Annotated in this window: 23 protein-coding genes and 1 pseudogene; 14 read left to right on the forward strand and 10 right to left on the reverse strand. The window is 36.6% G+C overall.

All coding sequences use genetic code 11. From position 1 onward, the window contains the following. The first annotated feature begins 226 nt into the window (after positions 1-226). The 4 genes from DB891_RS11030 (at position 227) to DB891_RS11045 (ending at position 3,916) form a co-directional block, all read left to right on the forward strand. Positions 227-2,443 carry a molybdopterin oxidoreductase family protein gene (locus tag DB891_RS11030; protein ID WP_116763493.1) on the forward strand — a complete coding sequence of 739 codons (2,217 nt, stop codon included), beginning with the start codon at positions 227-229 and terminating at the stop codon, positions 2,441-2,443. A gap of 16 nt (positions 2,444-2,459) precedes the next feature. Beyond that, a complete protein-coding gene (locus tag DB891_RS11035) occupies positions 2,460-3,029 on the forward strand; it encodes a 4Fe-4S dicluster domain-containing protein (protein WP_116763495.1) in 570 nt (189 codons plus the stop codon). A gap of 104 nt (positions 3,030-3,133) precedes the next feature. Continuing rightward, positions 3,134-3,649 (forward strand): Rieske (2Fe-2S) protein, encoded by a 516-nt coding sequence (locus DB891_RS11040; RefSeq protein WP_116763497.1) that lies wholly within the window; start codon positions 3,134-3,136, stop codon positions 3,647-3,649. Between the two features lie 18 nt (positions 3,650-3,667). Continuing rightward, entirely contained in the window at positions 3,668-3,916 is a 249-nt protein-coding gene (locus DB891_RS11045) for a DUF6755 family protein (protein WP_116763499.1), read from the forward strand. Positions 3,917-4,048: 132 nt separating this feature from the next. Here the strand turns inward: DB891_RS11045 and nadB are convergent, their stop codons facing one another. Together nadB and nadA are read right to left on the reverse strand one after the other, a co-directional pair. Further along, positions 4,049-5,587, reverse strand: coding sequence for an L-aspartate oxidase (gene nadB / locus DB891_RS11050; RefSeq protein WP_116763501.1), 1,539 nt, complete (start codon positions 5,585-5,587; stop codon positions 4,049-4,051). Between the two features lie 2 nt (positions 5,588-5,589). Further along, complete coding sequence (gene nadA / locus DB891_RS11055) at positions 5,590-6,516, reverse strand: quinolinate synthase NadA (protein ID WP_116763503.1); 927 nt, start codon at positions 6,514-6,516, stop codon at positions 5,590-5,592. Positions 6,517-6,772: 256 nt separating this feature from the next. Between nadA and DB891_RS11060 the strand changes: the two genes are divergently transcribed. Beyond that, a complete protein-coding gene (locus tag DB891_RS11060) occupies positions 6,773-8,587 on the forward strand; it encodes a hypothetical protein (protein WP_116763505.1) in 1,815 nt (604 codons plus the stop codon). Between the two features lie 257 nt (positions 8,588-8,844). Here the strand turns inward: DB891_RS11060 and DB891_RS11065 are convergent, their stop codons facing one another. From DB891_RS11065 to ric, 8 genes are all read right to left on the reverse strand, one after another. Continuing rightward, positions 8,845-9,573, reverse strand: a complete 729-nt coding sequence (locus DB891_RS11065) for a hypothetical protein (protein ID WP_116763507.1) — start codon at positions 9,571-9,573, stop codon at positions 8,845-8,847. Positions 9,574-9,663: 90 nt separating this feature from the next. Continuing rightward, positions 9,664-10,098, reverse strand: a complete 435-nt coding sequence (locus tag DB891_RS11070) for an RrF2 family transcriptional regulator (RefSeq protein ID WP_116763509.1) — start codon at positions 10,096-10,098, stop codon at positions 9,664-9,666. A 346-nt stretch (positions 10,099-10,444) separates the two neighbouring features. After that, on the reverse strand, positions 10,445-10,894 hold the full coding sequence (locus DB891_RS11075; protein ID WP_116763511.1) for a CopD family protein: 450 nt from the start codon (positions 10,892-10,894) through the stop codon (positions 10,445-10,447). Beyond that, positions 10,891-12,102, reverse strand: coding sequence for a hypothetical protein (locus tag DB891_RS11080; protein ID WP_116763513.1), 1,212 nt, complete (start codon positions 12,100-12,102; stop codon positions 10,891-10,893). The genes DB891_RS11075 and DB891_RS11080 overlap by 4 nt, the downstream gene beginning before the upstream one ends. Positions 12,103-12,104: 2 nt before the next feature. Further along, complete coding sequence (locus DB891_RS11085) at positions 12,105-12,821, reverse strand: anaerobic ribonucleoside-triphosphate reductase activating protein (protein WP_116763515.1); 717 nt, start codon at positions 12,819-12,821, stop codon at positions 12,105-12,107. Further along, on the reverse strand, positions 12,775-12,942 hold the full coding sequence (gene nrdD / locus DB891_RS11090) for an anaerobic ribonucleoside-triphosphate reductase (protein ID WP_116763518.1): 168 nt from the start codon (positions 12,940-12,942) through the stop codon (positions 12,775-12,777). The genes DB891_RS11085 and nrdD overlap by 47 nt, the downstream gene beginning before the upstream one ends. Positions 12,943-13,229: 287 nt before the next feature. Further along, entirely contained in the window at positions 13,230-15,335 is a 2,106-nt protein-coding gene (locus DB891_RS11095) for a ribonucleoside triphosphate reductase (protein ID WP_116763520.1), read from the reverse strand. Between the two features lie 30 nt (positions 15,336-15,365). Further along, a complete protein-coding gene (gene ric, locus DB891_RS11100) occupies positions 15,366-16,097 on the reverse strand; it encodes an iron-sulfur cluster repair di-iron protein (protein ID WP_116763522.1) in 732 nt (243 codons plus the stop codon). Positions 16,098-16,526: 429 nt separating this feature from the next. On the opposite strand from ric, the gene DB891_RS11105 reads away from it, so the two are divergent. The 9 genes and pseudogenes from DB891_RS11105 to DB891_RS11145 all read left to right on the forward strand — a co-directional run. Further along, on the forward strand, positions 16,527-16,961 hold the full coding sequence (locus DB891_RS11105; protein WP_116763524.1) for a c-type cytochrome: 435 nt from the start codon (positions 16,527-16,529) through the stop codon (positions 16,959-16,961). Positions 16,962-16,972: 11 nt separating this feature from the next. Next, complete coding sequence (locus DB891_RS11110; protein ID WP_116763526.1) at positions 16,973-18,307, forward strand: cbb3-type cytochrome c oxidase subunit I; 1,335 nt, start codon at positions 16,973-16,975, stop codon at positions 18,305-18,307. A gap of 116 nt (positions 18,308-18,423) precedes the next feature. Beyond that, positions 18,424-19,203, forward strand: a complete 780-nt coding sequence (locus DB891_RS11115; protein ID WP_116763528.1) for a CbbQ/NirQ/NorQ/GpvN family protein — start codon at positions 18,424-18,426, stop codon at positions 19,201-19,203. A gap of 90 nt (positions 19,204-19,293) precedes the next feature. Further along, on the forward strand, positions 19,294-21,069 hold the full coding sequence (locus tag DB891_RS11120) for a nitric oxide reductase activation protein NorD (protein ID WP_116763530.1): 1,776 nt from the start codon (positions 19,294-19,296) through the stop codon (positions 21,067-21,069). 113 nt (positions 21,070-21,182) lie between these two features. Beyond that, complete coding sequence (locus DB891_RS11125) at positions 21,183-22,148, forward strand: DUF438 domain-containing protein (RefSeq protein ID WP_116763532.1); 966 nt, start codon at positions 21,183-21,185, stop codon at positions 22,146-22,148. Positions 22,149-22,282: 134 nt separating this feature from the next. Continuing rightward, the gene (locus tag DB891_RS11130; RefSeq protein ID WP_116763534.1) at positions 22,283-22,864 is read left to right on the forward strand and encodes a cytochrome c oxidase subunit 3; all 582 of its coding nucleotides are present in this window, start codon (positions 22,283-22,285) and stop codon (positions 22,862-22,864) included. A gap of 2 nt (positions 22,865-22,866) precedes the next feature. Next, a complete protein-coding gene (locus DB891_RS11135; RefSeq protein WP_124019512.1) occupies positions 22,867-23,109 on the forward strand; it encodes a cytochrome C oxidase subunit IV family protein in 243 nt (80 codons plus the stop codon). Between the two features lie 118 nt (positions 23,110-23,227). Then, positions 23,228-24,709 (forward strand): copper-containing nitrite reductase, encoded by a 1,482-nt coding sequence (gene nirK / locus DB891_RS11140; protein ID WP_394335997.1) that lies wholly within the window; start codon positions 23,228-23,230, stop codon positions 24,707-24,709. A 259-nt stretch (positions 24,710-24,968) separates the two neighbouring features. After that, positions 24,969-25,292: pseudogene (locus DB891_RS11145) on the forward strand (c-type cytochrome); the annotation flags it as partial. Between the last annotated feature and the right edge of the window lie 22 nt (positions 25,293-25,314).

Genomic DNA, 25,314 nt, shown 5'->3' on the forward strand with positions numbered 1-25,314 from the left:
GCATAGTTCACCTCTGTTTTCCTTTGAATAAATTTAGTGTTTTATCAAATACAAAGTAAAGGCGGATAGCCCGACAGCAGTAATGAAAGGGGCCGAATAAGCGGTATAGTGAGTTGGCCTCTTTCATTACTGGTGGCACGCCCAGAGGAGGACTGCAGATTTTAGAATTAAGATTTTAGATTTTTGAAACCGAAAACTAATAACAGAGAACTGTAAAAAATATAAAATGGCAAAATTACCAGTAGCAGAAGAGAATATAGTAAAGCATTTTGGACCCACGCTGAATTATGCGCCAAAGGACGGATATGTCGGTAGGGACGAACCGGATGAGGCTGTGAAAACGCATTGTTGTTTTTGCGGGATGCAATGCGGGATTCAATTGTTGGTGAAAGAAAATAAGGTAGTGGGGTTCGAGCCTTGGATGGAATTTCCTTTTAATGAAGGGAGATTGTGTCCAAAAGGGGTGCAACGCTATTTGCAAAACAACCATCCAGACCGTTTGATGTCTCCGTTGAAAAGGGTAGAAGGACAAGGGTTTGTTCCAACTTCTTGGGATGAGGCGATGAGCAAAACGGTTTCTGAAATCAAAAGAATTCAAGAAAAATACGGGAATGATGCCATGTCTATGTTATCAGGAGTTTCGTTGACGAATGAGAAAAGCTACCTAGTTGGTAAATTTGCTCGTGTGGCGCTAAAAACCAAAAACCTGGATTACAACGGTCGCTTATGTATGGTGAGTGCAGGAGCGGGTAATAAAAAAGCCTTTGGATTGGACAGGGCTTCGAATAACTATTCGGATCTGGAATATGCCGAAGTGATTATAGTGGCTGGTGCCAATATCAGCGAGACATTCCCAACACTGACACACTGGATTTGGAAAGCCCGTGATCGCGGCGCCAAAATTATAGTGATTGACCCAAGGATGATTCCGCTGGCAAGAACTGCTGATATCCATTTGGATGTGAGACCGGGAACCGACTCGGCTTTGTATGGTGCGATGCTGAAATACTTGGTGGATCACGACATGCTGGATCATGATTTTATTGACAATTATACTTCTGGTTTTCAGGAAACCATTGATGCTGTAAAAGACTATACGCTTGAATGGGCGGAGGAAGTTACTGGAATCGACAAAAATAAAATACGCGAAGCGGCCGAATTGTGGGGCAAAGCCAAAACGAGTTTCTTGCTTCACGCCCGTGGAATCGAACACCACTCGAAAGGGGTGGACAATGTTTTGGGCTGTATCAATTTGGTACTAGCAACAGGAAGAATAGGCAGACCGTATTGTGGTTACGGAACCATTACCGGTCAAGGAAACGGACAAGGCGGTAGGGAGCACGGACACAAATGCGACCAATTGCCGGGTAACAGAGATATTGAGAATCCGGAACACCGTAAGTATATTTCGGAAGTTTGGGGAATCAACGAGGAAGATATGCCTGGAAAAGGGCTTTCGGCTTACGAAATCATCGAAGCCATTCATCGTGGAGAAATAAAAGGATTGATATCAATTTGTTTCAACCCGTTGGTCTCTTTGCCGAATAGCAACTACGTTCGGGAAGCTTTGGAAAAATTAGAATATTATGTATGTATTGACTTTTTCTTGAATGAAACGGCACGCCACGCCGATATGGTGCTGGCGGGTTCTTTGCAGGAAGAAGAGGAAGGAACCACGACATCTGCGGAAGGTCGAGTGATTCGTATCCGTCAAGCGGTAACTCCTCCCGGTGATGCGAGAACCGATACGTCCATTATTCTTGAATTGGCCAAACGATTGGGTGTTGAAGATAAATTTACGTATGAAAACAGTGAAGCCATTTTTAACGAATTGCGTGTGGCTTCGAAAGGAGGAACAGCAGATTACAACGGAATCACCTATAAACGAATTGAAGATAATATGGGAATCTTTTGGCCTTGCCCAACCGAAGACCATCCCGGAACACCGCGATTGTGGGAAGACAAAAAGTTTAAAACCCCAGATGGAAAAGCACATTTTAATCCCGCTCCATACAAGCTTCCAGGCGAAATAACCGATGCGGATTATCCTGTGATTTTGACAACAGGCCGAGTGGTGTCTCAATATTTGAGCGGAACGCAAACCCGTAGAATTGGGAAATTGGTCGATCAATTTCCAGAGCCTTTATTGGAAATTCATCCTAAAATGGCAGAACAATACGGAATCAAGCAAAGAGAATTAATAAAAGTTTCCACTCGACGCGGAGAAGGAATCTTTCCAGCAAATATTGTTGAAACCATTCGGGAGGATACCGTTTTTATCCCGTACCATTGGTCTGGGAAAAAATCGGCGAATCAATTGACCCCTGGAACATTGGATCCTATTTCTAAAATACCGGAGTTCAAAGTATGTGCCTGTCAGTTGGAACCGCTAAAAGAAATTGCTGGGCCATCCAAAGAATCAAAAGCGTATGCTAGTGTTTAATCTATAAAAAGGAAAAATGAATTACACCAGTTTCAATAAAAACGAGGAATTTTTTGTAGATATGCAACGTTGCATTGGCTGTAAAGCCTGCGAAATGGCTTGCGCCGAATGTGAAACCAACGGTCAGGAAACCTTAATTCACGTGAATTATGTCGATAGGGCTTCAACGATTCAAACTACGGTTCAGGTGTGTATGCACTGTGATGATCCTGTTTGTGCCAATGTATGTCCTGCCGATGCAATATCTAAAGACGAAAACGGAATTGTTCATACTGCCAATACCGAGAGATGTATCGGTTGTTCGAATTGTGTGATGGCTTGTCCTTTTGGGGTACCCAAAAAAGAAGAATCGTATGATTTGATGATGAAATGTACGATGTGTTATGACAGAACCAGTATTGGCAAAAAACCAATGTGTGCGACAGTTTGCCCAAGCGGTGCTTTGTTTTTTGGAACAAGAACCGAAATCGAGGAAATGCGTCCGAACAGTACGCCGGTCAACACCTTTATATTTGGAAAAGAAATAGTCAACACCAAAGTCAATATCATGATGCCAAAAGGAAGCACGGAGCTGATTATATACTAGTAGCCCCCTCCCCGATAGCTATCGAGACCCCGAAGGGGGAACTTCACAAGAAGTTGAAACTTGAAACATTAAACTTGAAACAAAACTTTTTACAACATATAGAAATGTCAAAAGAAGATAATTTAAATAAAAATTGGAAGAAAGACTTTCCAATTCTTAAGCAGCAAGCGACCAATGTAAGTCGTCGTGATTTCGCCAAATTCCTTACCCTAGTTTCGGGCGGACTAATGGTAGGTAGCGGACTCGTAGCCGCCAAAGCCTATTTGCTTCCCAAAGAAGAAGTAGAAGGGGAGCATTTTGTATGCAATAAAGATGAGGTACCAGTAGGTGGAACTCGTGCTTTTGTAATCGCGGGCAGTACTATTCCGTATATTTTGATTCACCTCGAAAATGGCGATTTCAAAGCCTACGAGCAAAAATGCACCCACCTGTCGTGTTCCGTATTTTACAAACCAGGCACCGGAATTATTCATTGCCCTTGTCACGAGGGATCATTTGATGCCAAAACAGGAGATGTTCTAGGTGGTCCACCGCCAAGAGCTTTGCCAAGTCTTGATGTGTTTTTTAAAGAAAACGAGATTTATGTAAAAGCGGCTCACCAAGAGGAACATGCAGTTTAAAAACTAAAATAAAAAATCATGAGTACTTTTAGAACTAGTCAAAATCAAGCGAATCCCAACAAGCTCAACAACATCCTTTCGACTTTGATATTCATATTAATTTTGAATGTCACTATCCAGATTTGGTTGTTGTATGCCTCGTTGAACAACGCTTTAGAAAATAATCGTGAAATATTAATTCCTGCTTTTATTGCCTCCTTGATCCTGTTCCTGATAGGGTTTGCGTGGCTGTATTATTTGCCAACAGGCAATAAAAGGCAACAATAATAGTGACAGTCAATATACCTTATGATCAATCCCAGTTTAGCGACTGGTTTTTTTTATTTAGAAGTGTTATTTTCAAGTTTAACAAACAAAAAAAGTCTCTCAACATATTCCAGTTAAGAGACTTTTTTAAATTTATTTAATATCTTTCGATTCATATTTCACAAATCCACCACAATTGCCATTGCGATCAATGGATTGTTGTACTATAAGATTTCCGATGTCTATCATGTTGTTCAATTCATATAAATCAGTGCAAACAAGATGTTTTTTTATAGTGGCATCTATTTCGTCTTGCATGATTTTGAGTTGTTCTTTGGCTTTCAATAAATCCGAATCAAATCGAACGATTCCTGCATTTTGACGCATCAAAAGCTGTAGTTTAGCTTTCATTTGGGCAATATATTCGGGAGCAATTTTTGTTTTAGATTCGATAGACCATTTTGGAATGGCAATTTTTGTTTTTGGAGCAATAAAAGGATTTTCTGCTAAATAATGGTAAACCTTATCCGAGTATACCAAAGCTTCCAACAAGGAATTTGAAGCCAGCCTATTGGCGCCATGCAAACCAGTTCTGGAGCATTCACCACAAGCAAATAAATTATCTACAGAGGTTTTACCGTTGATGTCCACTACAATTCCACCACACAAATAATGTTGGGCAGGAACAACGGGAATCCAATCTTTTTCAAGATCAATCCCTACATTTTTGCAATGCGAATAAATCATTGGAAAGTGATTTTTAAATCCTTCCATTTCTAGATGGGTGCAGTCTAGATAGACACATTCGTCACCCGATTTTTTGAGTTCCAAGTCAATGCTTTGGGAAACAATGTCTCTTGAGGCAAGATCTCCACGAGAATCATAATGATGCATGAACAGTTCTCCTTTTTTGGTTCTCAATCGAGCACCAAAACCACGAACAGCCTCAGATATTAAGAATTTAGAACCAGCCGAGGTATCATATAAAGCTGTTGGATGAAATTGTATAAATTCCATGTCCTTTATGGTGGCGTTAGCACGATATGCCATGGCAATTCCGTCGCCTGTTGCTATGATTGGGTTGGTGGTGTGACCGTATAAATGTCCGATACCCCCAGTTGCCAGTAAAGTAAAATCAGATTGATACGTAATGATCTCGTTTGTTTTTTCGTCAAGGGCATAAGCACCTACACAGCGATTGTCTTTAGTGATCAATTCGAGTGCGAAGTAATGATCCAAAACCGTAATGTTCTCTTTGAGCATTACCTGTTCTAAAATAGCACGTTGAATTTCGTGACCGGTTTGGTCTTTATGGTGTACCACCCTATTTTCAGAATGGCCTCCTTCTTTACCTAAGTCAAAAGTACCTTTGGCATTTTTGTCAAATTGCGCTCCCCATTCTATCAGTTCTTTCAGTCGCTTAGGGCCTTCGGTAACCACCATTTTAACTACAGTTTCGTCACACAATCCGTCGCCACAAATAAGGGTGTCTTCGATGTGTTTTTGATACGAATCTTCCATTTTATCAGTAACAATGGCTATTCCGCCTTGAGCATATTTGGTATTAGACTCGTCAGCGTTGGCTTTGGTAATAATGGTAATGGTTTTCTCAGGAAAACGATTGGCTATTTTAAGGGCAAATGTCAATCCGGCAACGCCCGAACCTATAACTAGATAATTGGTTGTAATCATTATTAAGATAGTTCGAGCATGCGTTCTATTGGGATTAATGCTTTTTTTCTAATGTCGTCCGGAACATTGATTTCTGGAGTTTCATTCAATAGGCAGTCGTATACTTTTTGAAGGGTATTCATTTTCATATATCCACATTCGCTGCAAGCGCAAGTGTTATCTTCGTTTGATGGCGCTGGAATAAGGATTTTGTTTGGAACTTCTTGTTTCATTTTATGCAAAATACCTGCTTCGGTTGCAACGATAAATTTGTTGTTCGGATTGGTTTTTACATAATTAATCATTCCTGCAGTAGATCCTATATAGTTTGCCGTTTTTAGAATATGTGTTTCAGATTCTGGGTGTGCAATAATTTGGGCATCCGGATTTTGTTTGTAAAGTGCAATCAGCTTGTCTAGCGAAAAAGCTTCGTGAACCACACATGCGCCATCCCAAAGTAGCATTTCTCTACCGGTTTGCTCCATTACATACTTCCCTAAATTCTTATCTGGGGCAAAAATAATAGGCTTGTCTTTTGGAATAGACTGTACAATTTTAACTGCATTCGATGAGGTAACCACAATGTCTGACAACGCTTTTACTTCGGCAGAGCAGTTTACATAAGTGATTACGATATGATCAGGGTGTGCTTCCGTGAATTTTTGAAATAAATCAGCAGGGCAAGATTCGGCAAGGGAACAACCTGCGTTTAAATCTGGCAGAATTACTTTTTTAGTAGGATTTAAAATTTTGGCAGTTTCGGCCATGAAATGAACTCCAGCAAAAAGGATTATGTCCGCATCCACTTTCATGGCTTCTTGAGACAATCCTAAGCTGTCACCTACATAATCTGCAACATCTTGAATATCGGCTTCTTGATAATAATGGGCTAAGATTACCGCATTTTTCTCTTTTTTCAATTCCAATATACGTTCTTTAAGACTTTTCATTTTTAGAAACTTTAATTGTGTTTTCTTAATTGAAGATTATTTTTTTGCAAAGATAAGGTAAAACTTTGAAGGTACCTCTTTCTAAAAGCTTTAGAAAAGACTCTAAAAGGAGGTTTTTGTTAAATATCTGTTTTTACGCATTTTACAATCTGCAAATGTAATTCAATATGTTTCTTTATAGTATGACATTTATCAGTTTTTAAGCTAATAAGTTTTTTGACCTTTGCAAAATAAGTTCATTAAACCAATAAAACGCATGACAACAAAAAAACCGATACATACTTTCCATATTCCAGTAATGGGATTGGCGTATACCATTGATAGCCCGATACGAGTGGCACAATACGGAATATCATCCGTAGTTTCGATTATAGACGATGATTTAATAGAAAGAATGAACGCTTTTTATAGCGAAAAATTCAAAATGCCATACCAAGAAATCACAGAAAAGATTCATGATTACCGTGCAGAACGCGTGACATCTTATTTGAATTTGATGGACACTATCGTAAAAGAAAAGTTCGAAAAATTTAAAGTAGAATTGGCAGAAAGTAAACAGGCTTTAGACAATTACATTGCCATGTTGCCTAATAAATCGGAGATTAAAAAAGGGCTGCAGAATCTGATTGACGATGGCGTTGCTTTTAAGGACAATATCAAAAGTTACCTTGAAAACAACCTTTCACCCGGAGAGATTGATGTTAATATCATGACCAAAGTTGATAAAGATAATTTCATTAAAGACGAGCAATTACCGGTTGAATTTAATGATGCTCATGCTTCTTTACGTGGTTTTGCCAATAGTAATTTGTCTTCATCAGTAGTGCTATCTGCGGGAATGAATCCTAGATTGTATGCTTATTTTGAAAATTTCCCCGTTTTTTACCCGGATGCGAATAATACATTGCAAAAGAAAATTATTTTGAAAGTAAGTGATTTTCGTTCGGCTATGATTCAAGGGAATTTCTTGGCTAAAAAAGGGCTTTGGGTATCTGAATACAGAATAGAATCAGGTCTGAATTGTGGAGGTCATGCCTTTGCTACCGATGGATATTTGTTAGGTCCGATTTTGGAAGAATTCAAACAAAAAAAGGAGCAATTAATTCAATCAGCGCATGAATTGATGGTTAAGTCTTTGGAGATAAAAGGACTGCATGTTCCTGAAACGCCATTAGAATTAAAAATCACCGTACAAGGTGGTGTTGGTACTGCCGAGGAGCATGACTTTTTATTAGAACATTATCAAGTAGATTCAGTGGGCTGGGGTTCTCCATTTTTGTTAGTTCCCGAAGCAACTTCTGTAGATGCCGCCACTAGAACATTATTGGAAAAAGCCAAAGAAGACGATTTTTATTTAAGTCATATTTCGCCACTTGGAATTCCATTCAATGCGGTAAAAGGAACGACCAATGAGTTTTTTAAACAAAAAAGGATTGAAGAAGATAAAGCAGGAAGCTCTTGCCCTAAAAAATTCTTGGCCTTAAGTAAAGAATATGGTCCAAAAGGAATGTGTCCTGCATCAAAAAAATACCAAGATTTAAAATTGGAGGAATTAGATGCCATAAAAGATTCTCTATCTAAAGACTCTTTTGATAAAAAGAAAAACAGCATTACCGAGAAATCATGTCTTTGTGTTGGTTTGGCGAATGCTTCTTATCTTGAAAATAACATTAAAATAAAAGGACAATCCCAAGGAGTTGTTATTTGCCCAGGACCTAATTTGGCTTATTTTGACAAAGAAGTTTCGCTTTCGGACATGGTAAAACACATTTATGGCAATGCATCAGTACTGGGAAATAAGGATCGTCCGAATGTAATTATCAATGAATTGAAAATGTACATGGATTACCTGAAAAATGAAATCAATGAGTTTTCAGAGCAAATAACGGCACCTCAAGTAAAGAAATTGAAAGCTTTCAAAAGTAATTTGAATGAAGGAATTGAATATTATCAATCATTAATTGCTTCTAATACTTGGTTTGAGAAAAGTAAACAAAACATCGAAAATCAGTTGAATAATTATAAGAAAGAACTGTTTGAACTTAGTATACCTGAATTAGCAGTAGTTTAAATAAAGAAAAAGGCTTGATGAAAATCAAGTTTTTTTTTTGGTTTATTTGTAACTGTCAAAGCAGAGATATAGCCCAAGGTTTCAACCTTGGGTATCGTATCTTTGAGAATATTTTCCGATATTGAATGCTTTCTTATTGTCTCCAACGGTTGAAACCGTTGGCTATGGTATAATCTTTATCTGTGTTCCGTAACAGTCTCTAACTAGTGCTTTTAATGCTAAAAGTTAAGGACGGTATTGGTGTAATTGGCTTAAAATTAATCTTTAAACAGTGTTTCTCCTTTGACTAGCCAAGCAAAACCAAAACTTTCAATAGCCAAGGTTTCCATCCAAAAAGTAAGTGGATATTCTTTAAAATATTCGGTTGGTATTATTTGGAGGGATCCTGCAAATAGAATCAAAATGGCCAATACCATCAATGCCCCACAAGTTCTGTAAATTCGGTTTCGGATTATTTTTTTAGAACCTCTTTCGCTTGGTGATTTGTTTGATTTTGTAAATAAAAAGAAAGCCATAAAGGATAAGCAAAGAAAGAACAAGCCTGCAACGGTATAATGAAAATACATTCTGAAATCACTTTTGGGCAAAATCGTAACAGCATATTTTTTGGTTGGGTCACAACATATGTCGGTTAAGTTGCTTGTTGGGAATAAAACGACCAATAATGCAAAAACTCCAGCGAATAAGGAGATGTAGAAATCAATAGGTTTTTTGCCTTTGTAAACAATCAAGAAGACAGCTAATAAACTTAAAACAATAACAAATATACTGCTAACTCTAGTGTAGTAATAATGACTGATGGATTCTAAGGGGAAATTTAATCCATTGTCGAGGTATAAGGATAAGTACAGCAATAAAGGCATTGCCATCCCTAAAACACCAATAATTTTTCGGAGTGTCAAACTATCGGTGAGCCAGATACTATTGTCTTCGGTATAATCTACTTTTAAAAAAGTATTTAAATCAGATTCCTTAGATTTAATCATGATAATTTGGGTTTAAGTTTTGCTACTTAAAATATCATGTAAATATAAGATTACTTTTTATTTTGCAGTAAATTCTTGGCTTAAAAGGTATTAATACCTCAAAAAAGTATCTCCTGTCTTTATACCCAAGGCCAATTCCTCCAGATTGGTATTTTCGAGCATAAAAGCCAATTCATTTCGAATGGATTTGAATTTTTCATGAACTGGGCAAGGATGCTCCTCAGAACAGGAACTCAACCCCAACCCACAACCCGTAAAAACCGAGTCGCCTTCTAATGCGGTAACTATGTGCGAAAGCTTTATTTCGCTCATCGTTTCTTTGGGAATTTCAAAGCCGCCTCCAACACCTTTTATGGAATTAATGATGTTGTTTTTGGATAGTATTTGAAGAATTTTGGCGGTAAAAGCTTCGGGAGAATCAATTTTTTGGGCAATGTCTTTGAGTCCCACCCTGTTGTTCTGGTAGGATTGTGAGGCTATGAAAATGGTGGCTCGAATACCGTATTCGCAGGTTTTTGAAAACATAATTGGTTTTTTACAAATTTATAGAAATAAGTTGTATTCTCTATTAACCCGTTGGGTGTAATATTTTTTTTACCACATAGAAGCATAGAATTTTAGTTTTTGAAAAGAGTTTGATAGATGTTTTACTTTTCACATAGTCAATCTATGTGAAAAATAGTGCTATTTTCTATTCTTTCTTTAATTATTAGTTATAAATCTATGTATCTATGTGGTTTGTTTTTTATTTAAAAACGGGTTCTATTAATAATTTATGGACGTCCTAAAGCTTATTAGGAGTTTTATTAGTTATGGAAAGGCATATAATAATTATGGCAAAAGCTCTTTTTTAATTTGATTCATTATAAAACTAAAACCCTCCAAAACGAACAAAAGAACCAAAAATAAGCATCAAAACACCAATTAAGGTGACGGATAGAATATGAAAAGTCATTTCGGGCAATTTATCGGGACTGTTTTTGAGTTTTGGCAATACTCTAAATTGAGCACTCAGTGCAAAAACAACGGTGAGTAAAAGCAAAAGCAATTTTGTAGAAACCACTTTTTCTATTGGTGTAGAAAAATGGAACCAATATTCGATGCTTACGCCATATTGATAAGCCATCAAAATTCCAGTAGTTACCAGTAAAATTAAAGAAGTCATTCCTACTGGTTCATACTTTTTCTCATAGTTCAGGATTATATTTTGATTTTTCTCTTTGAGGGCTTGAGGCAAATGACCAAAGACAAGCAATAAATGCCCACCTACCCAAATGGTAGCACTCAAAAGGTGAATGATTAACAATAAATGATGACTCATATAAATTTTGATTTAAGTTTAAAAACACCGATTGTCAACATCAAAAGTCCTACTGGCAAACAAATACTTGATAAAAACAGATTTTGATAATAGCCAGGAAGTGATCCTTTATTCAAGAACAGCCAAATACCTTGAAGGAATAAAAGAATTTCGGTAGTCACAAATCCCAGTAAAAAAAGAATTGTTCCCCATTTTTGAATGGAGTTTTGAGAGCTTAAAAAATCATTTTGCAAGGCAAACCCAAACAGAAAACCAGTGATAATCCCCAGCATTGTCAAGTGGATGTATCCAATGACAAAATTCCTAATCTCATGGGATACTTGTGCCAGTTCAGGAACCAAAACGACCAATTGAATGATGACTTTTAAGGCTAATGAAAATAAGGCAAAACGGTATACGATTTTTTCCAATGAAGACAACGGAGTAAAAAATGTTTGGAATTGAGGTCGAATAAGTTGGATGAAAAATAGTGTCGAAATGAGTTGAAGCACAACCCCAACCACATTAATCCAATAAAAAATGGGATTCGAAAGCGACCAACTCACGGGCAAAGCCAATGTTAATACCGTTGCGCTAACGAATAAATTATAGAACATACGGAATTTTTTCTCCTCGATGTTTATTTTTGACTGTTTGAAAAACAAAGCCAAAACTGCAAACAGGAACCATCCATTAAACTGAAAATGAAGGAAAAACTGAATCGCAATTTGATAAAAAGCACTTTCTTTCCCCAGCATCCCAACTGCGGGGCCCAGACACCAAACGCCCAATGTGGAAAATACCATAAAAAACAAAGCCGTTCTCAACAATTTTTTTTCAGGAAGAGTGGCGGGTTTAGCGTCTTTCCAAATCAGATAACAGAAATAATAACTGCAAAAAATATGTAAAGTCGAAAAGAGGATAGAGGCAAAGGCATACCCTTGGGCTGGAAAATCAATCATCATACCAACAACGGCCAATTCAGTAACCCAAAATAATCGGTTGTATATGGGTTTTTGTTGGGCTTCTTTGGGAACAAAGAAATGAAAAATCAAGCAGTACAGCATCAAATATACCCAACCCAACATGGCTACATGCGAATGCCCGTGCATTAAAAACTGAAAATTGACTCCTTCAAGAGGTGCAACATACATCCATCGAAGCAATAAGCCCATCACCGAAGCGATGAAAAAATTTATAAAACATACCAAAATCCAACTCTTTCTCATAATTATCCCCTAAAATGTACTTTAATTTTTTCCGTAGAAAGATTTTCGTTTTCTAATTCCCTGAATGAATGACTTAGTTTTTCTATGGTGGGTACTTCGTTTATAAAATGTTGAATATAATAATTGCCATTGTAACCAGTTTTTTCCAAATAGGAAATCATCTCCTGAATATCCTTTTTCTTTAATAATTCAGAATGTACAGTTGTACGTACTTCAAAAGAAATTCCACTTTGAAGCAATAAAAGTAATGACTTTTCGAAGGGAACAAAGAGTTTTGATTGCGTTATTTTTTCGAATTTTTCAGGCATTGCCTTAAAATCGAGCGCTACATAATCAATGAGTTTTTTTTGGATGAGTTCTTCCAGTACTTCGGGTTGGGATCCATTGGTGTCGATTTTGACTAAGAAACCCATTTTTTTCACTTCTGCTATAAACGAAATGCTTTTTTTATGCAACAAACATTCGCCTCCGCTAAAAACAACTGCGTCGAGTAAATGGATTCTGCTTTTGAGGAATTGGAGCGCTTTTTCAAAGGAAATAGTTCCTTTTCCAAAAACAATTTCGGGATTGTAACAATAAAGACACCGCATATTACAGCCTGCAAACCAAAGTATGCAAGCTGATTTATGAGGGTAGTCCAATAAGGTAAAAGGGGTTAAGCTATAAATAGGTTTAGCAACACTTTCCTTCTGTAAAATGAGTTCGTTGTTTGTGTTCACCTTTTTTTCCTATGTTAAAACTTTCTACGGGTCTGTGATAGCCCATTACTCGTGTGTACACCAAACACTTGGTGCGTAATTCTTGATTTTGCTCTAAAATCTGGTTGGTGGTTAGTTTCATTTTTTTGTAGTTTAAATTGTTTAAGGTTTAAATTATTTAAGGTTTAAATTGTTTAAAGTTGTTTAAATCTGAGTTTGATTATTGATTTGGAGCGAAAGATTAGGCTTTTTTGCTGGCATAGTTCCCGCTATCCGTTTCAATCTTTTGTGCCGAACCCCGGCACAAAAGGATTTCCACTACTATCGGGGCTAAAGGCAATTATTTTGTTTTTTTTGCCATTATCAAAAAACGTTCAAACCTTAAACAATTTAAACCTTAAACAATTTTAAACTATTCTTAAACCCTTTTTATATCTCAATAAATTTTGCTTTTTCCTCAATTATAATTTCATCACATTTCGGGCAATATTCGTGTTCTCCGTTCAAATAACCGTGCAATGGACATATACTGAATACAGGAGTTACGGTAATGTAAGGCAACCTGAAATTCGTGATTACTTTTTTGACAAATTGTTTGCAGGCTTCGGGTGAACTTATTTTTTCGCTCATGTATAAATGTAAAACTGTCCCTCCAGTGTACTTGCATTGCAATTGATCCTGTAGCATCAAGGCTTCAAATGGATCTTGGGTAAAATCCACAGGGATTTGCGAACTGTTGGTGTAATAAATATTGTCGTCCTGTCCCGCTTGAATAATATCGTCAAAGCGTTTTTTGTCTTCTTTGGCAAAACGATAGGTAGTGCCTTCGGCTGGAGTGGCTTCAAGGTTGTATAGATTCCCAGTCTCCTCTTGAAATTCTTTCATCCTGTTTCGAATATGATCCAGTATTTCGGATGCAAATTCAATGCCGGATTCAGAGGTAATGTTGTTTTGGTCATAGGCGAAATTCTGTATCATTTCATTCATTCCATTCACACCAATAGTTGAAAAGTGATTCCTGAAATGTTGCAGATAACGTTTGGTATAAGGATATAATCCACGGTCATACATCTCTTGGATAAAGACTCTTTTTTTCTCCAAAGTCGATTTGGCGATGTATAAAAGTGAATCCAGTTGGGTATATAATTTTTCTTTGTTTCCTTTATTCAAATAACCCAAACGCGCCATGTTGATGGTAACTACGCCAATACTTCCCGTCATCTCGGCACTTCCAAAAAGTCCGTTTCCGCGTTTTAGTAATTCGCGTAGATCAAGTTGCAAACGGCAACACATACTGCGAACCGCATTAGGTTTGTAGGCATTCTCATTTTCAATTTGATTGCCATTTTCATCTAAGACATATTGACTTCCGATGAAATTCTGAAAATAGGAAGATCCAATTTTGGCGGTATTTTCAAAAAGTAAATCGGTATTTTCTCCGTCCCAATCAAATTCTTCGGTAATGTTTACCGTAGGAATCGGGAAGGTAAACGGTTGTCCATTGGCATCTCCCTCGGTCATTACGGTATAATAGGCCTTGTTGATGAGGTTCATTTCTTTTTGAAAATGCTCGTAACGTAATTCAGTAACTTTTTCAACACCACGCTCTTTGGCTCTTACCAAAAGATCATATTCAAAATTATTTTCAAAAAAATGGAAATCATTCTTTGTTGGAATTTGAGTCTTCAAATCATCTGGAACAATCCAATCCAGCGTGATGTTGGTAAAAGGCGATTGCCCCCATCGAGCGGGAACATTCAGGTTGTACACAAAACTTCGTACGGCTTTTAGAACATCCTCAAAGTCTAAATTATCTTTAAAAACATAGGGAGCAAGATAAGTATCAAAAGAACTGAAGGCTTGCGCTCCAGCCCATTCGCTTTGCAAAATCCCAAGAAAATTAGCCATCTGACCCAATGCTTCCCTAAAATGAGAAGGCGGTTTACTCTCTACACGACCTCTTACGCCATTGAAACCTTCGTTTAATAAAACGCGTAAACTCCAACCCGCGCAATAACCCGTAAGACAATCTAAATCGTGAATGTGAATATCGCCATTACGGTGTGCATAACCTTCTTCTTTGGTATAGACTTTATCCAACCAATAATTGGCTATAATTTTACCGGCAACATTGTTGACCAATCCTGCATTAGAATAAGAAGTGTTGGCATTGGCATTAATACGCCAATCGGTTTGTTCGATATATTCCTGGATGGTTTGCGTACTGTCTACATAAGTAGTATCGTCATTCAATCCGTTGATATGTTCGCGTTGCAACTTTCTTGTGTGACGAAACAACATGAAAGATCGCATTACATTAAAGTATTGCTTTTCGTACAACTTTTTTTCAATCAAGTCCTGAATCTCTTCAACTGCCCAAACTTTTTTGGCTGTAAGCTGAAGAATAATGCTTTCAAAAACACTTTCATCAACGACTATGGAAACGCTTTTAAAACTTTTTTCAATGGCATCTTTAATTTTAAAACTTTCAAATGGTTTGTATTTTCCATTCCTTTTGATAACGTAATTCTCCATAGTAGTTGATGTTTAGTGTTTATAATTATTTTAGTGTTGAGCCGAAAAGTCTTTTTCCAGTTTAGCGGCTTTTGGGAACAAAATGTTGTTTTCCAAATGAATGTGTTTGTGCAAATCCTGTTCGAATTCCTGTAGCATTGCAAAGGTTACTTTATAGGTATTACAAGCATCTGAAGGCGGAGTATAATCATTTGTCAACTCAGCTATTTTTCTAAAACGTACCCCTTCGGCATCGTGTTCGTGCATCATCATGGCAATAGGATTTTCTACTGTTCCAAAATGAGGTTGCTCAATTAATTCATCCGAAATACTGGCACGAACCATTTTTTTGACAAAAGGGAACAAAATCAGCTCTTCTTTTTTCATGTGTTGGGCCAGTTCGCCTGCACAACCTTTGAAGAGTTCATTTATTTCTAATAATTCAGGATGATTGGCTCCATGTACTCGACTTAATTTGTCTAAAAATTGAAGTAGAGTAGGTGTTTTATCTGAAACATAACGGTGATGTGTTTTCTCAATATAATCGGCTAATAAATCGATAGGCCATGAATTGAAATCGATTCCAGAATCCGTTTTTGAGGATAAAACAGTTTTAATTTCTTGTAATAAATCATCAGGATTCACTGCTTTTTTTTCGCAAGCTTCTTCGATACTTCTATTGCCATTGCAGCAAAAATCAATGCCATATTTTGAAAAAAGGGCTGCTGTTCTAAAGTCTTTTGCTACATATTCACCTATTGTAATTTTTTCTAAAGTTTCCATAATGTTATTTTTTAATTTAAATCTTGAAGGCAAAATTAGGTAACATTACAATAAAAGACAAATTTATCCGTAATTAATTTTTTTAATTTTAATTTTTTGTAAATCTTTGATAACGAAAAGAGTGTGGTTTTTTAATATCTTTTTTTAGGCGATATAATTTTACGAATATTAAAAAGTTCAGAATATGATTTTTATCATATTTGGAGTGCTACTTAAGAACAATTGGTTGTTGAAAACTTATAAAATCAAATTTTTCAGGAACTACGCAGGATTCTATTTAATGAAGAGTGAAAAAAATATTTTTATTAAAAAAAATGACAATTATTATAATAAAAGATAAATTTATCTTTTATATTTGCAGAACAATAAAGGACAAATTTATCCTTTATTGAAAATAACAAATTTATTAACTAACAAAAACAGATTATTATGCTGTCAAAATCACAAGCACGAGCATTTTTTCTGGGAGGAACTTTGGTCACCTTTTTAATCTTTATAGGATTGACCATTTATTCGTTTATGCCCAGAAATGATCAAACTAACTATGGTAAGATAGACAAACAGGTAGTGAGAGGAAAAGAACTTTGGGAAAACAACAATTGCATGGGATGTCATTCCGTTATGGGAGAAGGAGGCTATTATGCGCCAGAATTGACAAAAGTTATCGATCGAAGAGGCGAAGGATATGTTAAAGCGGCTTTAATGTCACCCGTTCCTTGGGCTCCTAGTGGACGAAAAATGGTTGCCTATAATATGAGTGAAAAAGATGCCGATGCATTAGTAGCTTACTTCAAATGGATTGGAAAAATCGATCTAAATGGATTTGACCGTATCGTTTCTCCATTAGCTAAAGAAAATAATTAAAAAATAAACAGATGAAATATAAATCACAAAAAGTAGCCTATTGGTTTTTTGCACTGTGTATGCTTTTGTTCTCACTGCAAATTGTCTATGGTTTTATAATGGGCTTTGATCGAATAGGAATACAAGGATTACACGAAATTGTACCTTTTAATGTAGCACGAGCGGTACATACCAATTTACTGGTGGTGTGGTTGTTAACGGGTTTTATGGGAGCGGCTTATTACATCATTCCCGAAGAAGCCCAACGAGAACTGATTAGCGTAAAATGGGCTTATGTACAATTAATTTCGCTAGCAGTTGTTGGTGTGGTGGCCATTGTTGGTTTTCACTTCAACCACTGGGAAGGTAGAAAGTTTCTTGAAATTCCGAGAGAATTGGATTTTCTGGTAGTTATCAATGTATTGTTATTCTTGGGTTTGATTTTAGGAACGCTTTTCAAAGGAAAACGACAAACTACAACCGCACTGGTATTGACTATGGGATTGCTTTTTGCTGCCTTACTGTATTTACCGGGAATGATTTGGTTTGACAGTCAGGTTATGGATTCATTCTTCCGTTGGTGGGTAGTTCACTTGTGGGTTGAAGGGGTTTGGGAATTAATTATGGGAGGTATTCTTTCGTACTTATTAATCAAATTGACTGGGGTTGATAGAGAAGTTATTGAGAAATGGTTGTACGTAATTGTTGGATTGACTTTCCTTTCTGGAGTTTTAGGAACTGGACACCACTATTATTATATCGGAGTAAATAAAATTTGGTTAATCGTTGGTGGAATTTTCTCTGCACTGGAACCTTTGGCTTTCTTGGCAATGGCGTTGTTTGCGGTAAATATGTATCGCAAAGGCGAAAAAAGCCATCCTAATAAAATTGCCTTATTCTGGACCATTGGTTCTTCTATAGTATCTTTTGTTGGAGCAGGGTTACTAGGTTTCGCACATACATTACCTCAAACCAATCTATATACTCACGGAACATTGGTTACAGCCATGCACGGACATTATGCTTTTTGGGGCGCTTATGCCATGATTGTTTTGGCGATAATCAGTTATGCATTACCAAATGTAACTGGTCGTAAGAGATACCAAAGCACTACAGGAATGGCCGCTTTTTGGTTATCGAATGTCGGGATGTTAGGAATGACAGTTGCTTTTGGAGTAGCTGGTGTGGTGCAAGTATATTTAGAGCGAAAAATGAAAATGGAATTCATGGTAGTGCAAAACGAAATCAGTATTCACTTTGTGGTATTGTTGATTTGTGCAACCATGTTCACTACCGGAATAGGGCTCTTTATTTATGATTTTGTTAAATACGGCAGACCTTCGGATGAAGCTTTAGAGGTTAAATAAGTTTACTAATTCACTTTTTTTTTTAATCAGAACGCTTTATTGATGGTTTTTTAGAACTGCATTTCCAGAAAAACAATTGATATCGTGTTCTGATTTTTTATTTAAAAAATACTACAATGTCACAAAACACACCATATTACCATACCGTAGGCAAAGAAGTAGAAGTCTTTGAACATTCCTATAAAAACAAAATTCCTTTTTTGCTAAAAGGTCCTACCGGAACGGGGAAATCCCGATTTGTAGAATTCATGGCGCATCAATTGGATAAAAAGCTCATCACGATTAGCTGTCATGAAGAAACTTCTTCCACCGATTTAATTGGGCGATTCATTATAAAAGGAGCCGAGACCGTTTGGATTGATGGTCCGTTGACCACTGCCGTAAAAGAAGGAGCGATTATCTATCTGGATGAGGTGGCGGAAGCCCGTCCTGATGTGATTGTGGCTATTCACTCCTTGACCGATCACCGACGCGTGCTCTTTATAGACAAACTGGGGGAAACGGTAAAAGCTCATGATGATTTTATGCTGGTTGCCTCTTTTAATCCTGGATATCAAAGAGGATTCAAAGAACTGAAACCTTCCACTCGTCAGCGATTTATTGCCGCTTCTTTTGACTATCCAGAGCCGAAAATAGAAACGGAAATTTTGGTCAAAGAAACCAATATTGACAATGATACCGCCAAGAAATTAGTAGCCATTGGTAACAAAATTAGAAATTTAACCGAATTAGGATTGACCGAAACGGTTTCTACGCGACTTCTGGTAGATGCCGCGAAAATCATTCACAGCGGATTGCCAAAACGATTATCCGTTCACGTCGCCGTTGTAGAACCGCTGACTGATGATTTGCAAACCGTAGAAGCATTGAAGGATTTATGTAATCTGATGATATAATAAAAAGTTATCAGTGGTCAGTTTACAGTCGCAGTGTGAACGGAGGCCGAGACTGAAAACTGAGACTGCGACTGAAAACTAAAAAAAAATATGGGTTTCGAAATAGATGAATACTTAGTTGGGAAATTCTTTCAACAATTAAAAAAAAGCAAAAAAGTTTCTCCCGAAATTACTGCCAGGACCATTATGTTGAGTGAGATAAAACCGCGTTTGACAATTTTGGCACGTGCCATAACGGGAAATCCTATCGAAATATTTCCCGCAGAACGTGAAGGAGGGTATAAAAATAATAATTTTTTCCTCCCAATCTCGTTTGCCGAATTGCCTACGCTGGAGGAGAATCTTACTTTTTACCATTTTCGACTTTTATACTTATGCGTGCAACAACGTTTGAATCACAATTGGAAAGTAGAAGAAACCGAACCAACGTTAATCCTTTCGCAACAAAAAGCATTGGAAACATCTAAGGAAATTCTGTCTATATTGTTTCAAGAATTTTCTATTGATGCACAGTTTCTGGTAGATGCCAAAAATCATTTTATTCAAAAAACAGCTACCAAAAAAGATCCTGATTTCTCTTGGCTATTTGGTAAATGGATGAAAAATGAAGTTGTAATCGATTCCGATGAGACGTTGAAAAACTTCTCGGATAAGACTAAAAAACCGAATGAAATTCAGCCTTTAACTACGCTTAAAGCAAAAGCCGTAGAGGAAGTTGTTACAGTAGAACTCGATAAAAAGCAACAGGAGGATTATGTCATGTTGCATAATTTTGAAAAAGTCGAAACCGCCGAAGAATTCAATGGGAACTGGCGTGATTTTGATGGATCAGATGAACTCGAAGATCATCAAGACGCCTTGGAAGAATTGAATATGAAATACACCGTTCGTGTTGATGATACTACGCATTCCGTATATCAAGCCGATTTTATTGAAAATACCACGATTTCCGAAAGTGCTGAGGTGGATGAAAAAGGATTTCATCATACCTATGATGAATGGGATTTTAGTAAAAATAGTTACAAGGACAGTTTTTGTAAAGTATACCCAAAATCACAACTTAAAACGGATAGCGATTATTACAAAAAAACAATAGTAAAGAATGCGTCCACTTTGATGGGCTTGCGTAAAATGTTGACGAATGTTAATAACAAAATGCAACAACAAAAAAGACAAACTCAAGGCGATGAATTTGATATTGACGCCATAACCGATTTGTATGTAGATGTACATTCAAGAAGAACGCCTTCGGATAAAATTTATGTTTCAAATCGAAAAAAAGAAAAAGATTTGTCTATTCTGATTCTGTTAGATATCAGCCTTTCAAGTGATGGTTATGCAGCCGGAAACCGTGTGATTGATGTAGAGAAAGAAGTTTCTATTTTGTTTGGGGAAATTTTAAACGAGTTCAATATCGATTTTTCGATAGATAGTTTTTATTCCAAAACCAGAAATTATTCGACCTATCTAACAGTAAAGGATTTTGACGAAAGTTGGAATGTTGCCAAACACAAAGTGGGAGCTATAGAACCCAGTGGATACACCAGAATTGGAGCGGCTTTGCGACATGCAGGTGTACGTCTCGACAAACGAAGCACCAAAAACAAATGGGTAATCCTAATTTCTGATGGAAAACCCAATGACTACGATAAATACGAAGGAAAATATGGAATCAATGATGTAAAACAAGCCCTTCGAGAACTTAATTCAAAAAATATTAATTCCTATGCATTGGCTATTGAGGCCGAAGCCAAATATTATTTGCCTCAAATGTTTGGGCAAAATCACTATCAAATTCTAACGACTCCAGTTGAGTTGTTACAATCTTTAGTGAAATTATATGAAAAGATTAAACATCAAAAATGAAAATGAAATAAGCCATTTTTTTTTAATGAACCATTAAGGGATTAAGTCTTATTAATGTCTTAATGGTTAAAAAAACAAAAAGGAAAATGGTTCCAAAATAAAAATAATTAATAATGACAGAGACAATCAATACCACAGCATTGCCGGAAGGACATCCCGTTTGGATTTACTTTCAGGAAAAAGAAATTATCAATAGCCTTTTGGAAGAAATTAAAGCGGTAAATCCATTGGTAGATTTGCCAAAATACACGAATATATTCCATCAGTTGCTTACCATAGAAAAGCGTTTTACCCGAAAAGAAAATCAGCTTTTTCCATTTTTAGAAAAAAAAGGATGGGTAGGGCCTTCGCAAGGAATGTGGTCGTTTCATGATAATTTGAGAGAGCAATTCCGATTGATTCAGTACTATCTCAAAATGAATAATCCTGAAAAGATAAAAACCAATACTCCGTTTTTGACAGATGGAATTTCTCGATTGATGGGAGTTGAAGAGGATGTGCTATTCCCAAATGCATTAGATATACTAACCGATAATGATTGGATCGAAATGCGAAAAGGCGAAGAAGAAATTGGCTGGATGTTATCCCAAACACCTCCATCTTTTCCAAAAGTGGAATATGTACATCCGAGTGAAGATTTTACTGTTAGAGAAATGCCTTTTTCTTTAGAAAATACTTCGCATTATGATGAAGGATACATGACTGTGGAGCAAGTGAATTTGCTTTTCAAAACGATGCCTTTGGATTTGACCTATGTTGACGAAAATGACAAAGTGATTTTCTACAACAGGGGAGAAGAGCGTGTGTTTCCTAGGAGTGCGGGTATTATTGGACGTGAAGTTAAATTTTGTCATCCTCCCAAAAGTGTGGGTACCGTACTCAAAATCTTGGACGAATTTAGAAAAGGAACTCAAAATGAATCGTCGTTTTGGATTAATTACAAAGAACGCCTGATTTACATTCGCTATTTTGCCGTGAGGGATGCCAATAAAAACTACAAAGGTGTGATTGAAATGTCTCAGGATATTACAGACATCAAGAAGATTGAAGGCGAAAAAAGATTGTTGGATTGGGAATAAAAGACAATCTAAAGGTCTCCAACAGTTGAAACTGTTGGCTATGGAATTTGCCAACACTTATTAATTAAACATGTAACCATAGCCCAAGGTTTCAACTTTGGGTAACTTTGTAATGTGTTTTGCAAACAACAATTATGAATACCCTAAAAATTAATTATAAAAACATCTATTATCCGCCGGGAGGAATCTTGATGTGGATTATTATTTTTCTTGAACTCATTACTTTCGGGATGGCACTCGTGGCTTTTGTTTATTATGGAAATGAGCAACGCGAATTGTTTCACCATTCTAGAATGCAATTGAATACCACTTTTGGAGCCATAAATACAGTTTTCTTATTGACAAGCGGATTTTTTATGGCCAATGCAGTGCATCAATTTAAGGAGAAGGAAATCCAGAAATCATCTGTATTCTTTAAATTGGCTATGTTGGGGGGATTCTTGTTCTTAGGACTCAAAAGCATTGAATATTATCATAAAATAGAAAGCGGAATTTCATTGGACACCAATATGTTTTATACTTTTTATTGGTTGTTGACTGGATTTCACGTGATTCATGTTATTATGGGATTGGTTATTTTAGGTTGGACCAATTACGGAATGACAAAAAAAGATTCGGATACCATTACTGAAGATGTCGAAGCCTGCGCAGCTTTTTGGCACATGTGTGACTTGATTTGGTTATTGTTGTTTCCAGTACTTTATTTAATTTTTTAAAAATGCAAAAATCACTAATTTTCGTTTATGGAGTTTTGATAGCACTCACCATTGCTACAGCTTTGATTGCCAATTTTATGTTGGTTTCGCCTTTTGTAGTGTCTTTAATAATGGGATTAGCCGTTTTCAAATTTTCACTTGTTACTTTTCAATTTATGGAATTAAAAAAAGCAAATTCGTTCTGGAAAGTTAGCTTAACTTTAACTTTAGGGCTAATTGTATTGCTGATTATCTTTTTAAAATAATCCTTAAAAAAAAGTTAAGAACATGATTTTTATCATGATTTTTTTAGTATTCATCCTTTAATTTTACGTCATAATAAAAGACAAGTTTGTCTCTTATTTGAATTATCATTTAACCTTAATTATTATGAAACCAAAACAACAAAATGGCAAACGAATCAAAATAGTTTTAGCAGCATGCTTAACTGTTTCGTTAGGATTATTAGCGTTCAATCACTACAAACCAGGTAGTGATGCGGATAGCAACAAGTACATTAAAGTAGAAGGACAGCAAGAGGCCGAATTAACTGCTCCTCCTTTTGTGCCAAAACCTGTAGGCGATCGTGCAGCAACAAAGTTAGTTGTTCACATGGAAATTAAAGAACAAGAAGGAGAAATGGCCGATGGTGTAAAATATACCTATTGGACATTTGGAGGGTCAGTACCAGGAAGTTTTATCAGAACTCGTGTGGGTGATGAGGTGGAATTTCACTTAGAAAATCACCCAGACAACAAATTGTCTCATAATATCGATTTGCATGCTGTAACAGGACAAGGTGGAGGAGCTGCTTCTTCATTGGTTGCGCCAGGACATGAAAAAGTATTCAATTTCAAATGTTTAAATCCAGGTTTGTATGTGTACCATTGTGCTACTGCACCAGTTGGGATGCACATTGCCAATGGAATGTATGGTTTGATTTTAGTGGAGCCAGAAGGAGGATTGCCAGCTGTAGACAAAGAATACTACGTAATGCAAGGTGATTTCTATACTTCAGGTAAAAATGGAGAGCCGGGTCTACAACAATTTGATATGGATAAAGCGGTTAAAGAACAACCTGATTATGTTGTTTTTAATGGTAAAACAGGAGCGTTAGTGGGTGATAAAGCCCTTACTGCCAAAGTAGGTGAAACAGTTCGTATCTTTATGGGTAATGGAGGTCCTAACTTAGTTTCTTCTTTCCACGTGATAGGTGAAATTTTCGACAAAGTATATATCGAAGGTGGAGATATGATCAACAAAAATGTACAAACCACTTTGGTTCCTGCCGGTGGAGCTGCAATTGTAGAATTCAAATGTGAAGTGCCTGCAACTTTAGTCTTGGTGGATCACTCTATCTTTAGAGCATTTAACAAAGGTGCGTTGGGTATGCTAAAAGTAGAAGGACCTGAAGATAAAACTATCTATTCAGGAACTACTCAAGAAGGAATTTATTTGGCAGAAGGTGGTGGAATTCAATCAATGCCTGTAGGTAAAAAAGAGGTAAAATCAACTAAGCCTAAAACTGTAGCTGAACAAATTAAATCAGGGAAAGATGTATATGGTAAATCTTGTTTTGCTTGTCACCAATCTGAAGGGCAGGGAATTCCGACAGTATTTCCTCCATTGGCCAAATCTGATTTCTTGAATGGCAACACTACAAAAGCGATTCATGCCGTTGTAAATGGTTTATCCGGAAATGTAACGGTGAATGGTACCAAGTACAATAATGTGATGCCTGCTCAAAACTTGAGTGATGAAGAGATTGCAAACGTGTTGACTTATGTTTACAGTAGTTGGGGAAATAATAAAACTAATGTTACTGCATCTCAAGTAAAAGGACAAAGAAATCAAATAGGACACTAATAAATAAAATGCCGTTTGGATTAAGCCTTTTTATTGAATAACTTGCTTACTCAATTAAATTGATCTTTAATTAGGTTTAACCAAACGGTTTTGATTAACACAATAAAATTATAATTATGAAATGAGCATGTCCGAAAATTGGTCGCAAACACCAATGATGATATGCGAATTACATATGACCAAAAAAAACAATAAAATTCAACATATGAAAAAGTTCATTTTTACTATTGCAATATTAGGATTTGCAATACAAGGGTATAGTCAAAATGCGGCCAAAGGTAAAGGCGTTTATGATAAGGTATGTGTGGCTTGCCACCAACCAACAGGACAAGGAATTCCAGGTGCTTTTCCTCCACTGGCCAAGTCGGACTATTTGAATGCCGATGTGAACCGTGCCATTAAAGGAGTAGTTAAAGGATTAACTGGGCCAATCACGGTAAATGGTAAAAAATTCAATAGTGCGATGCCAGCTCAAGCATTAAGTGACCAACAAATTGCGGACGCATTAACTTATGTTTACGCTAGCTGGGGAAACAGCAAAAAAGTGATTACACCTGCTATGGTTAAAGCACAACGAAAATAGATTTTAAACTTTAAAGAGTTTC

The sequence above is a fragment of the Flavobacterium laiguense genome (assembly GCF_003097655.1).
GTDB classification, from domain to species: domain Bacteria; phylum Bacteroidota; class Bacteroidia; order Flavobacteriales; family Flavobacteriaceae; genus Flavobacterium; species Flavobacterium laiguense.

Bases quoted from the DNA above. Each gene is read 5' to 3' on its own strand.
- DB891_RS11115 (WP_116763528.1), top strand. From the start codon at position 18,424: ATGTCACAAAACACACCATATTACCATACCGTAGGCAAAGAAGTAGAA.
- nrdD (WP_116763518.1), bottom strand. From the start codon at position 12,942: ATGAAACTAACCACCAACCAGATTTTAGAGCAAAATCAAGAATTACGC.
- DB891_RS11135 (WP_124019512.1), top strand. From the start codon at position 22,867: ATGCAAAAATCACTAATTTTCGTTTATGGAGTTTTGATAGCACTCACC.
- DB891_RS11095 (WP_116763520.1), bottom strand. From the start codon at position 15,335: ATGGAGAATTACGTTATCAAAAGGAATGGAAAATACAAACCATTTGAA.
- DB891_RS11080 (WP_116763513.1), bottom strand. From the start codon at position 12,102: ATGAGAAAGAGTTGGATTTTGGTATGTTTTATAAATTTTTTCATCGCT.
- DB891_RS11075 (WP_116763511.1), bottom strand. From the start codon at position 10,894: ATGAGTCATCATTTATTGTTAATCATTCACCTTTTGAGTGCTACCATT.
- DB891_RS11060 (WP_116763505.1), top strand. From the start codon at position 6,773: ATGACAACAAAAAAACCGATACATACTTTCCATATTCCAGTAATGGGA.
- DB891_RS11040 (WP_116763497.1), top strand. From the start codon at position 3,134: ATGTCAAAAGAAGATAATTTAAATAAAAATTGGAAGAAAGACTTTCCA.
- ric (WP_116763522.1), bottom strand. From the start codon at position 16,097: ATGGAAACTTTAGAAAAAATTACAATAGGTGAATATGTAGCAAAAGAC.
- DB891_RS11105 (WP_116763524.1), top strand. From the start codon at position 16,527: ATGCTGTCAAAATCACAAGCACGAGCATTTTTTCTGGGAGGAACTTTG.
- DB891_RS11065 (WP_116763507.1), bottom strand. From the start codon at position 9,573: ATGATTAAATCTAAGGAATCTGATTTAAATACTTTTTTAAAAGTAGAT.
- DB891_RS11035 (WP_116763495.1), top strand. From the start codon at position 2,460: ATGAATTACACCAGTTTCAATAAAAACGAGGAATTTTTTGTAGATATG.
- DB891_RS11030 (WP_116763493.1), top strand. From the start codon at position 227: ATGGCAAAATTACCAGTAGCAGAAGAGAATATAGTAAAGCATTTTGGA.
- DB891_RS11120 (WP_116763530.1), top strand. From the start codon at position 19,294: ATGGGTTTCGAAATAGATGAATACTTAGTTGGGAAATTCTTTCAACAA.
- DB891_RS11125 (WP_116763532.1), top strand. From the start codon at position 21,183: ATGACAGAGACAATCAATACCACAGCATTGCCGGAAGGACATCCCGTT.
- DB891_RS11110 (WP_116763526.1), top strand. From the start codon at position 16,973: ATGAAATATAAATCACAAAAAGTAGCCTATTGGTTTTTTGCACTGTGT.
- nadA (WP_116763503.1), bottom strand. From the start codon at position 6,516: ATGAAAAGTCTTAAAGAACGTATATTGGAATTGAAAAAAGAGAAAAAT.
- DB891_RS11045 (WP_116763499.1), top strand. From the start codon at position 3,668: ATGAGTACTTTTAGAACTAGTCAAAATCAAGCGAATCCCAACAAGCTC.
- DB891_RS11130 (WP_116763534.1), top strand. From the start codon at position 22,283: ATGAATACCCTAAAAATTAATTATAAAAACATCTATTATCCGCCGGGA.
- DB891_RS11070 (WP_116763509.1), bottom strand. From the start codon at position 10,098: ATGTTTTCAAAAACCTGCGAATACGGTATTCGAGCCACCATTTTCATA.
- nadB (WP_116763501.1), bottom strand. From the start codon at position 5,587: ATGATTACAACCAATTATCTAGTTATAGGTTCGGGCGTTGCCGGATTG.